Genomic DNA, 16,249 nt, shown 5'->3' with positions numbered 1-16,249 from the left:
AACTCACCACCGAAACGCTCCGCGCCGATCTTGGTCAGCGCTGCGGTCAGCGTGGTCTTGCCGTGGTCGACGTGACCGATCGTGCCGACGTTGACGTGCGGCTTGGTGCGCTCGAACTTACCCTTCGCCATGACTGCTTACCTCTGAACTATGTGTTGATCTTGTCGGGGGAAGATCCGGCGCCACCCGGCGCCGGATCCGTACATCAGTTCTTCTTGACCACTGCTTCGGCGATGTTGGTCGGCGCCTCGGCGTAGTGGTCGAACTCCATCGAGTAGGTCGCGCGGCCCTGCGACATCGAGCGCAGCGTGGTCGCGTAACCGAACATCTCGCCCAGCGGGATCATCGCGTTGATGATCTTGCCCGACGGGCTGTCGTCCTGGCCCTGCAGGATGCCCCGGCGACGGCTCACGTCGCCCATCACGTCGCCGAGGTAATCCTCGGGGGTGACGATCTCGACCTTCATCATCGGCTCGAGCAGGCACGGGTTGGCCTTGTTGAAGCCTTCCTTGAACGCCATGGAGCCGGCGATCTTGAACGCCATTTCGGACGAGTCGACCTCGTGGTACGAACCATCGACGAGGCGGATCTTGACGTCGACAACCGGGTAACCGGCAAGCACGCCGTTGGCCACGGCTTCCTGGATACCCTTGTCGACGGCCGGGATGTATTCCTTCGGCACGACGCCACCGACGATTGCGTTCTCGAACTCGTAGCCCGCGCCCGGCTCCTGCGGGATCATTTCGATCCACACGTGGCCGAACTGGCCCTTGCCGCCCGACTGGCGGACGAACTTGCCTTCGACCTTGACCTGCTTGCGGATGGTCTCGCGGTAGGCCACCTGCGGCTTGCCGACGTTGGCCTCGACGTTGAACTCGCGCTTCATGCGGTCAACGATGATGTCCAGGTGCAGCTCGCCCATGCCGGCGATGATGGTCTGGCCCGACTCCTCGTCGGTACGCACGCGGAAGGACGGGTCCTCCTGCGCCAGGCGGCCGAGGGCGATGCCCATCTTTTCCTGGTCCGACTTGGTCTTGGGCTCCACCGCCATCGAGATGACCGGCTCCGGGAAGACCATCCGCTCGAGGGTGATCACAGCGTCCTGCGCGCACAGGGTGTCACCGGTGGTGACGTCCTTCAGGCCGACGGCCGCGGCGATGTCGCCTGCGCGGACTTCCTTGATCTCCTGGCGATCGTTGGAGTGCATCTGCAGCAGACGGCCGACGCGCTCCTTCTTCATCTTGACCGGGTTGTACACCTGGTCACCGGAGTTCAGCACGCCCGAGTACACGCGGAAGAAGGTCAGCGAGCCGACGAACGGGTCGGTCATGATCTTGAACGCCAGGGCCGAGAACTTCTCCTCGTCCGAGGCCTTGCGGGTGACTTCCTTCTCGTCCTCGTCGACGCCCTGCACGGCCGGCACGTCGACCGGCGACGGCAGCAGCTGGATGACGCCGTCGAGCATGGCCTGCACGCCCTTGTTCTTGAACGCGGTACCGCAGAACACCGGGACGATCTCGGTCTTCAGGGTGCGCGCGCGCAGGCCGGCGATGATCTCGGCCTCCGACAGCTCACCGTCGTTGAGGTACTTGTCCATCAGCTCTTCGGACGCCTCGGCGGCGGCCTCGACCATGAACGCACGCGCCTCGGTGGCCTTGTCTGCCAGCTCGGCCGGGATCTCGCCGTACTCGAACACGGTGCCCTGGGACGCGGTGTCCCAGTGGATGCGCTTCATCTTGAGCAGGTCGATCACGCCGTCGAAGCCGTCCTCGGCACCGACCGGCACCTGCATCGGCACCGGGTAGGCACCCAGGCGCGACTTCAGCTGGCCGACGACCTTGTCGAAGTTGGCGCCCGTGCGGTCCATCTTGTTGACGAACGCGAGGCGCGGGACTTCGTACTTGTTGGCCTGGCGCCAGACGGTCTCGGACTGCGGCTGCACGCCACCGACCGCACACAGCACGAACACCGCACCGTCGAGCACGCGCAGCGAACGCTCCACCTCGATGGTGAAGTCGACGTGCCCGGGGGTGTCGATGATGTTGAAGCGGTGCTCGGGCAGGGTCTTGTCCATCCCCTTCCAGAACGCCGTGGTGGCCGCCGACTGGATGGTGATGCCGCGCTCCTGCTCCTGCTCCATCCAGTCCATCGTCGCGGCGCCGTCATGCACCTCGCCGATCTTGTGGCTGACACCGGTGTAGAACAGGATGCGTTCGGACGTGGTGGTCTTGCCGGCATCGATGTGGGCCATGATGCCGAAGTTGCGGTAACGCTCGATGGGAGTGGTGCGAGCCACGGGACCCTCTCGTATTTTATGGTTTCCAAATGGCCGGACGCCGCCTGACGGCGGCCTCCGGTTCGCGTGGCGGCCGGGGCCGCCGCGGCAGCGCGGCTATTGCGCTGCGTGAGGGTCCCGGCGCGTCTGGGCCGGGACGTCTCGGATCACCAGCGGTAGTGCGCGAACGCCTTGTTCGCTTCCGCCATGCGGTGGGTCTCTTCGCGCTTCTTGATCGCGCCGCCACGGCTTTCCGAGGCATCGATCAGTTCGGCGGCAAGCTTGCGCGGCATGCTGTTCTCGCCGCGCTTGCGGGCGGACTCGATCAGCCAGCGCATCGCCAGCGCCATGCGGCGCGAGGCGCGCACTTCGACCGGCACCTGGTAGGTGGAGCCACCAACGCGGCGCGACTTGACCTCGACCGCCGGGGAGATGTTGCTCAGCGCCTTCTCGACAACCTCGAGCGGATTGGGGTTCTTCTCCCCGATCACGTCCATCGCGCCGTAGACGATCTTCTCGGCGACCGACTTCTTGCCGCTGTACATGACCATGTTGATGAAGCGCGCGATGGTCTCGCTGCCGTGCTTGGGATCAGGCAGGACCGAACGCTGCGGGGTGGAGCCTTTACGCGACATGTTGCGGATTCCTTAGGACTTCGGGCGCTTGGCGCCGTACTTGGAGCGACGCTGGCGACGCTTGGCGACACCGGCGGCGTCGAGCGAACCGCGAACGGTGTGGTAACGGACGCCCGGCAGGTCCTTGACGCGACCGCCGCGGATCAACACCACCGAGTGCTCCTGCAGGTTGTGACCCTCACCACCGATGTACGAGATGACCTCGTAACCGTTGGTCAGGCGAACCTTGGCCACCTTGCGCATCGCCGAGTTCGGCTTCTTCGGGGTGGTGGTGTAGACACGGGTGCAAACACCCCGGCGCTGCGGGCAGTTCTCCAGCGCCGGCGAGGCGCTCTTGTACGTGGCCGCCTGCCGCGGTTTGCGGACCAGCTGATTGATCGTCGCCATCTGAACTCTTCTGAGGAGAAGGCCCGCGCGGAGTGCGGACCCTGTTGAAAACGAACGGCAAGCCGAATGCACCCGGCCGACCGAGACGGAAAAGTATAGCCCGCGCCAGACGTCTCCGTCAACGCGAGCCAGGTTACGGATTGCAGGGAGCGCCGAGCGCCCCCCGCTTCCATTGGTTCCCGCCCATCCGTGGGCCCAACACGAGGCGCTCCGTGCGCCTCATTTGGTGATCTGGGCGGCCCGGTGTACGGGCCGCGGACGCCACGGTTACGTGGCGCTGGATTCCTCGCCCGCATCGGCGGCGTCGGCCGTTTCGGCGGTGACCGGCGCCGACAGCGCCTCCATCTCCGAATCGGTCAGCCCCGAGGCGTTCTTGCGGCGCTGCGTATGGTACGCCAGGCCGGTACCGGCCGGGATCAGGCGGCCGACGATGACGTTCTCCTTGAGGCCACGCAGGCCGTCACGGGTACCGCGCACGGCGGCCTCGGTGAGGACGCGGGTGGTCTCCTGGAACGATGCCGCCGAGATGAACGACTCGGTCGCCAGCGAGGCCTTGGTGATGCCCAGCAGCACCGGATCGTACTGCGGCACGATCTCGTTGCGGCCGGCCACGCGCGCGGCTTCCTCGACGTAACGCTGGCGCTCGACCTGCTCGCCATGCAGGAACTTGCTGTCGCCCTGGTCGGTGATCTCGACCTTGCGCAGCATCTGGCGAACGATCACCTCGATGTGCTTGTCGTTGATCTTCACGCCCTGCAGGCGGTAGACGTCCTGGATCTCCTTGGTGAGGTAGACCGCCAGCGGCTCCACGCCGAGCAGGCGCAGGATGTCCTGCGGGCTCGGCTCGCCGTCCACCACGGTCTCGCCCTTCTCCACGTGCTCGCCTTCGAACACGATGATCTGGCGGTACTTGGGGATCAGCTCCTCGTGCTCGTTGCCGTCGGCGTCCTTGATGATCAGGCGCTGCTTGCCCTTGGTGTCCTTGCCGAAGCTGACGATGCCCGAGCGCTCGGCCAGGATCGCGGGATCCTTCGGCTTGCGCGCCTCGAACAGGTCGGCCACGCGCGGCAGACCACCGGTGATGTCGCGGGTCTTGGACGCTTCCTGCGGGATCTTGGCGACCACGTCACCCACGCCGACCGCGGCGCCGTCCTGCAGGTTGACGACCGAGCGCGGCGGCAGCTGGTACTGCGCCGGCAGGTCGGTGCCCGGGATGTTCAGGTCGTTGCCGTTCTTGTCGACGATGCGGACGATCGGACGCAGGTCCTTGGCGGCCGAACCGCGACGCTTGGGATCGGTGATCTCGCGCGAGGCCAGGCCGGTCAGCTCGTCGGTCTTCTCGATCACGGTCACGCCCTCGACGAAGTCGATGAAGCGGATGAAACCGGCGACTTCCGAGACGATCGGGTGGTTGTGCGGATCCCAGTTGGCGACCTGCTGGCCGGCCTTGATCTCCGCGCCGTCCTTGACCGCGACGGTCGCACCGTACGGCAGCTTGTAACGCTCGCGCTCGCGGCCGTGCGCGTCCAGCACCGACAGCTCGCCCGAGCGCGACACCGCGACGAAGTGGCCGTTGGTGTGCTCGACGTGCTTGAGGTTGTTGAACTTGATCGAACCGGTGGTCTTGACCGTCACGTTGTCGATGGCCGCCGCACGCGACGCCGCGCCACCGATGTGGAAGGTACGCATGGTCAGCTGGGTGCCCGGCTCGCCGATCGACTGCGCGGCAACCACGCCGACCGCCTCGCCGAGGTTGACGATGTGGCCGCGGCCCAGGTCACGCCCGTAGCAGTGGGCGCAGACGCCGAACGACGACTCGCAGGTAATGGTCGAGCGGACCTTGATGGACTGCACGCCGGCGTCCTCGAGGCGCACCACCCACTGCTCGTCGAGCAGGGTGTTGCGGGTGACGATCGGGTCCTCGTCGTTGCCCGGCAGGAACACGTCCTCGGCCACGATGCGGCCCAGCACGCGGTCGCGCAGCGGTTCGACCACGTCGCCGCCTTCGACGATCGGGGTCATGGTGAGCCCGTCCATCGTGCCGCAGTCGGTCTCGGTGATCACCACGTCCTGCGCCACGTCGACCAGGCGACGGGTCAGGTAACCGGAGTTGGCGGTCTTGAGCGCCGTATCGGCCAAGCCCTTTCGCGCACCGTGGGTCGAGATGAAGTACTGCTGGACGTTAAGGCCTTCGCGGAAGTTCGAGGTGATCGGGGTCTCGATGATCGAGCCGTCCGGCTTGGCCATCAGGCCACGCATGCCGGCCAGCTGGCGGATCTGCGCCTGCGAACCACGCGCGCCGGAGTCGGCCATGATGTAGACCGAGTTCATCGACTTCTGCGCGACCTGCTTGCCCTCGGCATTGGTCACCGTCTCGGTGCCGATCGCGTCCATCATCGCCTTGGCCACGCGCTCGTTGGTGCGCGACCAGATGTCGACCACCTTGTTGTAGCGCTCCCCGGCGGTGACCAGGCCGGACTGGTACTGCTCCTGGATCTCCAGCACCTCGGCCTCGGCCTCGGCGAGGATGCCCTTCTTCTCGTCCGGGATGGTCATGTCGTCGATGCCGATCGAGACACCGGCACGCGTCGCGTAGGCGAAGCCGGTGTACATCAGCTGGTCGGCGAACACGACCGTGTCCTTCAGGCCGAGCATGCGGTAGGAGGAGTTGATCAGGCGGCTGATGTTCTTCTTGGTCAGCTCGACATTGGCCAGCGCGAACGGCAGGCCGTCAGGCAGGATCTCGCGCAGCAGCGCGCGCCCGACCGTCGTGTCGACGATCGAGGTCTTCTCCTCGCTGGTGCCGTCCTCGTTGCGCACCGTCTCGGTGATGCGCACCTTGACCTTGGCGTGCAGCTGCACGACGCGGTTGTCATAGGCGCGCTTGACCTCGGCGACGTTGGCGAACGCCATGCCCTCGCCCGCCTTGTTCTCCAGCGCGCGGGTCATGTAGTACAGGCCCAGCACGACGTCCTGCGACGGCACGATGATCGGCTCGCCGTTGGCCGGCGACAGGATGTTGTTGGACGCCATCATCAGCGCGCGCGCTTCCAGCTGGGCTTCCAGCGAGAGCGGCACGTGGACGGCCATCTGGTCACCGTCGAAGTCGGCGTTGAACGCGGTGCAGACCAGCGGGTGCAACTGGATCGCCTTGCCCTCGATCAGCACCGGCTCGAACGCCTGGATGCCGAGGCGATGCAGGGTCGGGGCGCGGTTGAGCAGCACCGGGTGCTCGCGGATCACCTCTTCGAGGATGTCCCACACCTCGGCCTCTTCACGCTCGACCAGCTTCTTGGCGGCCTTGATCGTGGTGGCCAGGCCACGGCGCTGCAGCTTGGCGAAGATGAACGGCTTGAACAGTTCGAGCGCCATCTTCTTGGGCAGGCCGCACTGGTGCAGCTTGAGGTACGGGCCGACCACGATGACCGAACGGCCCGAGTAGTCCACGCGCTTGCCGAGCAGGTTCTGGCGGAACCGGCCCTGCTTGCCCTTGATCATGTCGGCCAGCGACTTGAGAGGACGCTTGTTGGTGCCGGTGATGGCGCGGCCGCGGCGGCCGTTGTCCATCAGCGCGTCGACCGACTCCTGCAGCATGCGCTTCTCGTTGCGCACGATGATGTCGGGCGCGTTGAGCTCCAGCAGGCGGCGCAGGCGGTTGTTGCGGTTGATGACGCGGCGGTACAGGTCGTTGAGGTCGGAGGTCGCGAAGCGTCCACCGTCCAGCGGCACCAGCGGACGCAGGTCCGGCGGCAGCACCGGCAGCACCGTCATGATCATCCACTCCGGGCGGTTGCCGGACTCGATGAACGCCTCGACCAGCTTGATCCGCTTGGTCAGTCGCTTGAGCTTGGTTTCCGAACCGGTCGCGGCGATGTCTTCCTTCAGCTGCACCATCTCGGACTGCAGGTCGATCGTGCGCAGCAGGTCGTAGACCGCCTCGGCGCCCATCGCGGCCTCGAAGTCGTCGCCATGCTCCTGGCGCGCCTGCATGTACTGCTCTTCATTGAGCAGTTGGCCGCGCTCGAACGGGGTCAGGCCCGGCTCGGTGACGACGAACGCCTCGAAGTACAGGATGCGCTCAATGTCGCGCAGGGTCATGTCCAGCATCAGGCCGATGCGCGAGGGCAGCGACTTGAGGAACCAGATGTGCGCAACCGGCGAGGCCAGGTCGATGTGGCCCATGCGCTCGCGACGCACCTTGGCCAGGGTGACCTCGGTGCCGCACTTCTCGCAGACCACGCCGCGGTGCTTCATGCGCTTGTACTTGCCGCACAGGCACTCGTAGTCCTTGATCGGACCGAAGATGGCCGCGCAGAACAGGCCATCGCGCTCGGGCTTGAACGTGCGGTAGTTGATGGTCTCCGGCTTCTTGACTTCGCCGAAGGACCACGAACGGATCAGGTCCGGCGACGCGAGCGCGATCTTGATCGCGTCGAAGTCGAGCGCGGGACGCTGCTGGTTGAACAGGTTGAGCAGGTCTTTCATTTTCTGTCTCCGCAGAGGAGTAAATCGTCGAAGGGCTGTCGGTCACCAAGGGATCGGGGAGCGCGCGTCACGCGGCGCTCCCCGGCCCGGCTCAGGTCTCTTCCAGCTCCATGTTGATCGCGAGCGAGCGGATCTCCTTCACCAGTACGTTGAAGGACTCCGGCATGCCGGCGACCATCTCGTACTCGCCGTCGACGATGTTCTTGTACATCTGGTTGCGGCCCTGCACGTCGTCGGACTTCACCGTCAGCATTTCCTGCAGGGTGTAGGCCGCGCCGTAGGCTTCCAGCGCCCAGACTTCCATTTCGCCGAAACGCTGGCCGCCGAACTGCGCCTTGCCGCCCAGCGGCTGCTGGGTGACGAGCGAGTACGGACCGGTCGAACGCGCGTGCATCTTGTCGTCGACCAGGTGGTTCAGCTTCAGCATGTGCATGTAGCCGACCGTCACCTCGCGCTCGAACGCCTCGCCGGTACGACCGTCGTGCAGCACGGTCTGGCCGCTCTCGGGCAGGTCGGCCAGGCGCAGCATCGCCTTGAGCTCGGACTCCGCCGCGCCGTCGAACACCGGAGTGGCCATCGGCACGCCGTCGGTGAGGTTCTGCGCGAGGGTCAGCAGTTCCTTGTCGCTGAACTGCTTGAGGTCGACGCGCTCGCCCTGCAGCTTGTGGTCGTGGTTGTAGATCTCGTCGAGGAACTTGCGCAGCTCGGCCACCTTGGCCTGCGCCTCGAGCATCCGCTGGATCTTCTGGCCCAGGCCCTTGGCGGCCCAGCCCAGGTGGACCTCGAGGATCTGCCCGATGTTCATACGCGACGGCACGCCCAGCGGGTTGAGGACGATGTCGACGGTCTGGCCGTCCGCCATGTACGGCATGTCCTGCACCGGCACGATGGTCGACACGACACCCTTGTTGCCGTGGCGGCCGGCCATCTTGTCGCCCGGCTGGATGCGGCGCTTAACGGCGAGGAACACCTTGACCATCTTGAGGACGCCCGGGGCGAGGTCGTCACCCTGGGTGATCTTGCCGCGCTTGTCGGCGAACCGGCGCTCGAACTCCTGCTCGTGCGCGGCGATCTGCTTCTGCGCGCGCTCGATCGCCTCGACCGCTTCCTCGTCCTTCATGCGCAGGCTGAACCAGTCCTTCCGGCTCAGGCCATCGAGCACCAGCGAAGTGACGGTTTCGCCCTTCTTGAGGCCGGCACCGCCATTGGCGGTCTTGCCGATCAGCTGGCTGCGCAGGCGGTCGTAGATCGCCGCCTCGAGGATGCGGAACTGGTCGTCGAAGTCCTTCTTGACGCGGCGGACCTCGGACTCCTCGATCTGCTTGGCGCGCTTGTCCTGCTCGATTCCGTCGCGGGTGAAGACCTGCACGTCGATGACGGTGCCGTCCATGCCCGGCGGCACGCGCAGCGAGCTGTCCTTAACGTCGGACGCCTTCTCACCGAAGATCGCGCGCAGCAGCTTCTCTTCCGGGGTCAGCTGGCTCTCACCCTTCGGCGTGACCTTGCCGACCAGGATGTCGCCGGCCCGGACCTCGGCACCGATGTACACCACGCCCGACTCGTCGAGGCGGTTGAGGGCCTGCTCGGAGACGTTCGGGATGTCGGCGGAGATTTCCTCCGGCCCGAGCTTGGTGTCGCGGGCGACCGCGGTCAGCTCCTCGATGTGGATCGTGGTGTAGCGGTCTTCCTGGACCACGCGCTCGGACAGGAGGATGGAGTCCTCGAAGTTGTAGCCGTTCCACGGCATGAACGCGACCAGCATGTTCTGGCCCAGCGCGAGCTCGCCGATGTCGGTCGAGGGACCGTCGGCCAGCACGTCGCCGCGCGCGACCACGTCACCGACATTCACCAGCGGGCGCTGGTTGATGCAGGTGTTCTGGTTGGAGCGGGTGTACTTGATCAGGTTGTAGATGTCGACGCCGGCATCGGTCTCGCCGGAGATCTCGTCCTCGTTGGCCTTGACCACGATGCGGCCTGCGTCGATCTGCTCGATCACGCCGCCACGTCGGGCGTTGACGGTCACGCCGGAGTCGCGCGCAACGGCACGCTCGATGCCGGTGCCGACCAGCGGCTTCTGCGCACGCAGCGTCGGTACGGCCTGGCGCTGCATGTTGGCGCCCATCAGCGCACGGTTGGCGTCATCGTGCTCGAGGAACGGCACCAGCGCGGCGGCCACCGACACGGTCTGCATCGGCGAGACGTCCATGAAGTGGATTTCGCTCGGCGGCTTGAGCAGGTTCTCACCCTGGTAGCGGCAGGCGACGAACTGGGCCGACAGCTTGCCCTTCTCGTCCTGGGTCGCGTTGGCCTGGGCGATGACGTACTCGTTCTCCTCGATCGCCGACAGGTACTCGACGTCGTCGGTGACCTTGCCGTCCACCACCTTCCGGTACGGCGTCTCGAGGAAGCCGTAACTGTTGGTGCGGGCGAACACGGCCAGGGAGTTGATCAGGCCGATGTTCGGGCCTTCAGGCGTTTCGATGGTGCAGACGCGGCCGTAGTGGGTCGGGTGCACGTCGCGCACTTCGAAGCCGGCGCGCTCACGGGTCAGGCCACCCGGGCCGAGGGCCGAGACGCGACGCTTGTGGGTCACTTCCGAGAGCGGGTTGTTCTGGTCCATGAACTGGGACAGCTGCGAGGAGCCGAAGAACTCCTTGATCGCGGCGGCCACCGGCTTGGCGTTGATCAGCTCCTGCGGGGTCAGGCCTTCGGACTCGGCCATCGACAGGCGCTCCTTGACCGCGCGCTCCACGCGGACCAGGCCGACGCGGAAGGTGTTCTCGGCCATTTCGCCGACCGAACGCACGCGGCGGTTGCCGAGGTGGTCGATGTCGTCCACCACGCCACGGCCGTTGCGGATCTCGGTCAGGACCTTGATCACGTCGAGGATGTCGGAACCCTCGCCGCACTCGGCGGCCAGACGCTTGGACTCCTCGTCCTTGCGCTCGCCGTAGTACTTGGCGTCGTATAGCACCGAAGCGCCGGTGGTTTCCTTGCGGCCGATGCGGCGGTTGAACTTCATCCGGCCGACGGCCGACAGGTCGTAGCGGTCGAAGGTGAAGAACAGGTTGTGGAACAGGTTCTGCGCGGCGTCCTTGGTCGGCGGCTCGCCCGGACGCATCATCCGGTAGATCTCGACCAGCGCCTCGAGCTGGGTCTTGCTCGGGTCGATGCGCAGGGTGTTGGAGATGAACGGACCACGGTCCAGGTCATTGACCCAGATGGTGCCGACGGTCTCGATGCCTGCCTTGCGCAGGGCCTCGAGCTGCTCCTCGGTGATCTCGTCGTTGGCGTTCGCGATCAGCTCGCCGGTGCCCGCGTCGACCACGTCGTGCGACAGGATGCGGCCGACCAGGTAGGCGTCGGGCACGGCCAGCGCTTCGATGCCGGAGGCCTCGAGCTGCTTGACGTGGCGCGCAGTGATGCGGCGGCCGGCCTCGACGATGACCTTGTCGCCATCGGCCAGGTCGAAGTCCAGGGTCTCGCCGCGCAGGCGCTCGGGCACCAGCTCCAGCTGCACGCCTTCCTTCGGGTCGATGTGGAAGGTGTTGACCTCGAAGAACTCGGCCAGCATCTCTTCGTTGTTGTAGCCCAGCGCGCGCAGCAGCACGGTCACCGGCAGCTTGCGGCGACGGTCGATACGGGTGAACAGCGCGTCCTTCGGGTCGAACTCGAAGTCCAGCCACGAGCCGCGGTACGGGATGATGCGGGCGCTGTACAGCAGCTTGCCCGAGCTGTGGGTCTTGCCGCGGTCGTGGTCGAAGAACACGCCCGGGCTGCGATGCAGCTGCGAGACGATGACGCGCTCGGTGCCATTGACGATGAAGGTGCCGTTCTCGGTCATGAGCGGGATCTCGCCCATGTAGACCTCCTGCTCCTTCACGTACTTGATGGCCTTGGTCGACGACTCGCGGTCGTAGATCACCAGGCGCACGGTGACGCGCAGCGGTGCGCCGTAGCTCATGCCACGGGTACGGCACTCGCGCTCGTCGAACGCGGGTTCGCCCAGCTTGTAGCCCACGTACTCCAGCGCGGCGTTGCCGCTGTAGCTCGAAATCGGGAACACCGACTTGAGCGCGGCGTGCAGGCCACGGTCCTCGCGCTTGGCGGGATCGGTGTGCTCCTGCAGGAACGCGCGGTACGAGTCGACTTGGATGGCGAGCAGGAAGGGCACTTCGAGGATGGACTTGCGCTTGCCGAAGTCCTTGCGGAAGCGCTTCTTCTCGGTGAACGAATAATTCGTCGTGGAAGCTGTGGTCATGGTGCTACCGCCTCGTCTTTGCGGGCCGCGCGTCCGCGGCCCCGGGGGAATACGTAAGCTGCTACTTGGAAGTCGCTGGTATTGCCGGCACCAGCACGCCATCTCCCGCTACTTCCAGCTAACAGCTCGTCTCGGGTGGAACCAGTTCCGCACGGGAACTGCAACAACGGCCAAAGGCCGGGGGCTTACGCCCCCAGCCTCAGGTGGTCGCCGATAACGCCTGGCGACGCAAGTACGGCTTACTTCAGCTCGACGGTCGCGCCGGCGGCCTCGAGGTCCTTCTTGAACTTCTCGGCGTCTTCCTTCGAAGCGGCTTCCTTCACCATGCCGCCGGCCTCGGCCAGGTCCTTGGCTTCCTTCAGGCCCAGGCCCGTGATGGCGCGGACGGCCTTGATGACCTCGACCTTCTTCGCGCCGGCTTCCTTCAGGATGACGTCGAACTCGGTCTGCTCCTCGGCCGGGGCGGCGGCGGCGGCGGCGCCACCGGCCATCATGACCGGGGCGGCGGCGGTGACGCCGAACTTCTCTTCGATGGCCTTCACCAGCTCCATCACTTCCATCAGCGACTTGGCGGCGACGGCCTCGACGATCTGCTCGTTGGACAGGGACATTTTGATTACCTCTGGAAAATATTGTTCGAGATCAGTGATCTTGCGAAACGGTTAGTAGAGTCGCCTGCGTGGATCAGGCTTCGGCGGCGGCTTCGGCGGGGGCGGCTTCGCCACCACCCTGCTGGTCGGCCACGGCCTTGACGACGCGGGCAAACATCGAGGCCGGCTCGGCCAGGACGCGGGCCAGCATGGACAGCGCCTGCTCGCGGGTCGGCAGCGATGCCAGCACGTCGACGTGGGCGGCCGGCAGCAACTTGCCTTCCACCGCGACGAGACGGGCCTGCAACTTGTCGTTGCCCTTGGCGGCTTCCTTGATCAGGCGCCCGGCAGCACCGGGTTCCTCCAGCGAGAACGCGTACAGCAGCGGACCGGTCAGGGCGTCCTTGACGACCTCGAACTCGGTACCGACCACGGCGCGCGAGGCCAGCGTGTTCTTGACAACCTTCAAGTACACGCCGGTTTCGCGGGCCGTCTTGCGCATCGCGGTCATCTGACTGACCGTGGTGCCCGCGTACTCGGCTGCGACCAAGGAGTGGGCCTTGGCGGCGATGTCTGCCAGCTCGGCGACTACTTCTTGCTTCTGGGACAGATTGAGAGCCATTGCACTCCTCCAATTGAATTCCGCTTACGGCTCCTGCCGTTGGCGGTCCTAGGCGACGCCGGTCCCTGGCATCGGGGACACCTTGCGGCGTCCCGGTGGCGGCCACTCCAGAAAAATTTTCCAGAAGGCACCATCTACGCAGGCCGACCCGAAGGTCAGGATTAAGCAGCCCCGTTTCCACCGACGGCGATTCCCTGCCAAGTCGAGCTTCCGTGCCCGTCGCCGGTAGGCGTTGACCGCACCTGCGGTCTTTGACGGCTATCGCCCGGACCGGGGCCCGGGCGATGCCCTCAAAATTTCTTGATTACTTCAGCACCAGGGTCGACTGGTCGACGGTGACGCCCGGGCCCATCGTCGAGCTGACGGAGACCTTCTGCAGGTACTGGCCCTTGGCGGTCGCCGGCTTGGCCTTGATCAGGTCCATCAGCAGCGCCTCGAGGTTGCCCTTCAGCGAGCCATCGTCGAAGTCGGCCTTGCCGATGGTGCAGTGGATGATGCCGGCCTTGTCGGTGCGGTAGCGGACCTGGCCACCCTTGGCGGCCTTGACGGCCTCCGCCGGGTTCGGCGACACGGTGCCGACCTTCGGATTCGGCATCAGGCCACGCGGACCGAGCACCTGGCCGAGCTTGCCGACCACGCGCATCGCATCCGGGGTCGCGATGACGACGTCGTAGTTGAGGTCACCGGCCTGCATCTTCTCGGCCAGGTCGTCCATGCCAACGGCCTCGGCACCCGCGGCCAGGGCCTCGTCGGCCTTGGCGCCAGCCGGGGCGAACACCGCCACGCGGACCGACTTGCCGGTACCGGCGGGCAGCACGGTCGAGCCGCGCACCTGCTGGTCGGACTTCTTCGCATCCACGCCCAGGCGCACCGCGACGTCGACGGACTCGACGAACTTGGCCTTGGTGGCGGTCTTGATGATCTTGATCGCTTCGTCGAAGGCGTACGCCTTGCCCGGAACGACGGCGGCCTTGATGGCCTTCTCACGCTTGGTCATTGCCATCTTCTCAGCCCTCCACCGTCAGACCCATGCTGCGGGCGGAACCCGCAATCGTGCGCACCGCCGCTTCCAGCTCGGCCGCGGTCAGGTCCGCTTCCTTCGCCTTGGCGATCTCCTCGAGCTGGGCACGGGTGACCTTGCCCACCTTCTCGGTGTTGGGGCGCTTGGAGCCGGAGGTGACGCCGGCCGCCTTCTTGAGCAGCACGGTGGCCGGGGTGGTCTTGGTGATGAAGGTGAAGGTGCGGTCGGAGTACGCGGTGATGATCACCGGCGTCGGGAGGCCGGGCTCGAGCTTCGAGGTGGCCGCGTTGAACGCCTTGCAGAACTCCATGATGTTCAGGCCGCGCTGGCCGAGGGCGGGACCCACCGGCGGCGACGGATTGGCCTGACCGGCCTTGACCTGCAGCTTGATGTAGCCGATTACTTTCTTTGCCATCTGGTTTGCTCTCCGGGTGCAAGCGCCTGTTGTCAGGCTCCCCATCGGGCCGGGAAATCACGTGTCCCGGCGTTCACGTCGCACTTGCGCAAGCAGCCGCTCGGGGCGACCCGAACGGCTGTGGCGGCTTTCTGGCCACCCGGCGCTGACAGCGCAGCCGGGCAGTATACATTAGTTTTTCGGCGCGGGCGCGCCGGCCGGATCAGGCCTTCTCGACCTGGCCGAACTCGAGTTCGACCGGGGTGGAGCGGCCGAAGATCAGCACGGCCACGCGCAACCGGCTCTTCTCGTAGTTGATCTCTTCGACCACGCCGTTAAAGTCGTTGAACGGGCCATCGGTGACACGGACCATCTCGCCGGGCTCGAACAACACCTTCGGCTTGGGCTTGGCCACGCCTTCCTGGACGCGGTTCAGGATCGCATCCGCCTCATGGTCGGCGATCGGCAGCGGACGGTCGGCGGTGCCGCCGATGAACCCCATGACCTTCGGGGTTTCCTTGATCAGGTGCCAGCTCTCGCTGTCGATCCGGGGGATGCCGTTCTCGTCATTGGTGGCGATCTGGACCAGCACGTAACCCGGGAAGAACTTTCGCTCGGAACGGCGCTTCTGGCCGGAGCGCATCTCCACCACTTCCTCGGTCGGCACGAGCACGTCGCCGAAGCGGTCCTGCATCTCGGCGCGCACGATGCGGTCGCGCAGCGCCTGTGCCACCGACTTCTCGAAGCCGGAATAGGCGTGCACCACGTACCAGCGGCGGTTGCCGGCGGCGGGCTGGGCGTTGTCTGCGTTTTCCACGTCTGTCATCTCCTTAGCGTCCCAGCAGCCATTTGACGGCGGCCTGGATGACCACGTCGAAGCCGGCGAGCAGCAGGCTCAGGATAATCACCGCGAGGATGACGACCCACGTCGTGCGCGTGGCTTCCTGGCGCGTCGGCCAGACCACCTTGCGCAGCTCGAAACGGGATTCCGAGAGGAACTCCAGCACCTGCCCGCCCTTGTGGCTGGACAGGAAGACCACCGTGCCGGCGACAAGGCCGCCGAGCACGGCGAGCGCGCGCAACGCCCCCGGCCACTGCTCGAACCACAGATAGGCGAACACGCCGGCCGCAACCAGCAGCACCGCAAGGGCGTACTTGACGAAATCGCCGGCACTGGCGGACCTGGGTTGTTCGACCTTGCTGTTCATCCGGCTCGTCGCACGATCCGCTTTCGCGACCGCGTCATCAGGTGGCACGCCAGGAGGGACTCGAACCCCCAACCTGCGGTTTTGGAGACCGCTGCTCTGCCAATTGAGCTACTGGCGTATGTTTGGTCGCCCCGATTCCCCGGGACCCTTGAGACGGCGAAGGCGGACCACGGATCCGACATCAATCCTGGGCCCGCCGTTCGCGCGTTGGCGACTGCCCGCGCCGCGGGCAGTCGACCTCGTTTGTTACTTGATGATCTTGGAGACCACGCCGGCGCCGACGGTACGGCCGCCTTCGCGGATCGCGAAGCGCAGGCCTTCGTCCATGGCGATCGGGTTGATCAGCGAGACGACCATCTTCACGTTGTCGC

Annotated in this window: 13 protein-coding genes and 1 tRNA gene; all 14 read right to left on the bottom strand. The window is 65.9% G+C overall.

Annotated elements, in window-relative coordinates; translation table 11 throughout:
• A partial coding sequence (locus ACKVMH_RS09780; protein WP_049472324.1) for a GTP-binding protein occupies positions 1–131 on the bottom strand: 131 nt, incomplete at its 3' end.
• A 74-nt stretch (positions 132–205) separates the two neighbouring features.
• On the bottom strand, positions 206–2,296 hold the full coding sequence (gene fusA, locus ACKVMH_RS09775; RefSeq protein ID WP_215218603.1) for an elongation factor G: 2,091 nt from the start codon (positions 2,294–2,296) through the stop codon (positions 206–208).
• A 146-nt stretch (positions 2,297–2,442) separates the two neighbouring features.
• Positions 2,443–2,910: a 30S ribosomal protein S7 gene (gene rpsG, locus ACKVMH_RS09770; protein WP_036213436.1), complete on the bottom strand. Its 468-nt coding sequence runs from the start codon at positions 2,908–2,910 to the stop codon at positions 2,443–2,445.
• Positions 2,911–2,922: 12 nt separating this feature from the next.
• The gene (gene rpsL, locus ACKVMH_RS09765) at positions 2,923–3,297 is read right to left on the bottom strand and encodes a 30S ribosomal protein S12 (protein ID WP_036213440.1); all 375 of its coding nucleotides are present in this window, start codon (positions 3,295–3,297) and stop codon (positions 2,923–2,925) included.
• 267 nt (positions 3,298–3,564) lie between these two features.
• Complete coding sequence (rpoC, locus tag ACKVMH_RS09760) at positions 3,565–7,782, bottom strand: DNA-directed RNA polymerase subunit beta' (RefSeq protein ID WP_412700138.1); 4,218 nt, start codon at positions 7,780–7,782, stop codon at positions 3,565–3,567.
• Between the two features lie 91 nt (positions 7,783–7,873).
• Complete coding sequence (gene rpoB / locus ACKVMH_RS09755) at positions 7,874–12,043, bottom strand: DNA-directed RNA polymerase subunit beta (RefSeq protein WP_412700137.1); 4,170 nt, start codon at positions 12,041–12,043, stop codon at positions 7,874–7,876.
• A gap of 239 nt (positions 12,044–12,282) precedes the next feature.
• Positions 12,283–12,654: a 50S ribosomal protein L7/L12 gene (gene rplL, locus ACKVMH_RS09750; protein ID WP_215218606.1), complete on the bottom strand. Its 372-nt coding sequence runs from the start codon at positions 12,652–12,654 to the stop codon at positions 12,283–12,285.
• Positions 12,655–12,727: 73 nt separating this feature from the next.
• A complete protein-coding gene (gene rplJ, locus ACKVMH_RS09745) occupies positions 12,728–13,255 on the bottom strand; it encodes a 50S ribosomal protein L10 (protein WP_215218607.1) in 528 nt (175 codons plus the stop codon).
• 304 nt (positions 13,256–13,559) lie between these two features.
• Entirely contained in the window at positions 13,560–14,258 is a 699-nt protein-coding gene (rplA, locus tag ACKVMH_RS09740; RefSeq protein WP_215218608.1) for a 50S ribosomal protein L1, read from the bottom strand.
• Positions 14,259–14,262: 4 nt separating this feature from the next.
• Positions 14,263–14,691, bottom strand: coding sequence for a 50S ribosomal protein L11 (gene rplK, locus ACKVMH_RS09735; protein ID WP_412700136.1), 429 nt, complete (start codon positions 14,689–14,691; stop codon positions 14,263–14,265).
• 202 nt (positions 14,692–14,893) lie between these two features.
• Positions 14,894–15,496 (bottom strand): transcription termination/antitermination protein NusG, encoded by a 603-nt coding sequence (nusG, locus tag ACKVMH_RS09730; protein WP_215218610.1) that lies wholly within the window; start codon positions 15,494–15,496, stop codon positions 14,894–14,896.
• A gap of 4 nt (positions 15,497–15,500) precedes the next feature.
• Positions 15,501–15,878 carry a preprotein translocase subunit SecE gene (gene secE / locus ACKVMH_RS09725; protein ID WP_215218611.1) on the bottom strand — a complete coding sequence of 126 codons (378 nt, stop codon included), beginning with the start codon at positions 15,876–15,878 and terminating at the stop codon, positions 15,501–15,503.
• A 42-nt stretch (positions 15,879–15,920) separates the two neighbouring features.
• A tRNA-Trp gene (locus ACKVMH_RS09720) sits at positions 15,921–15,996 on the bottom strand.
• A gap of 128 nt (positions 15,997–16,124) precedes the next feature.
• Positions 16,125–16,249: EF-Tu C-terminal domain-related protein (locus ACKVMH_RS09715; protein WP_459167102.1), on the bottom strand; the 125-nt coding region annotated here is incomplete at its 5' end.

Origin of the sequence: Lysobacter zhanggongensis, from assembly GCF_046638635.1 — a bacterium.
Taxonomy (GTDB): Bacteria; Pseudomonadota; Gammaproteobacteria; order Xanthomonadales; family Xanthomonadaceae; genus Novilysobacter; species Novilysobacter luteus.
This window is presented reverse-complemented; position numbering and strand designations above follow the sequence as displayed.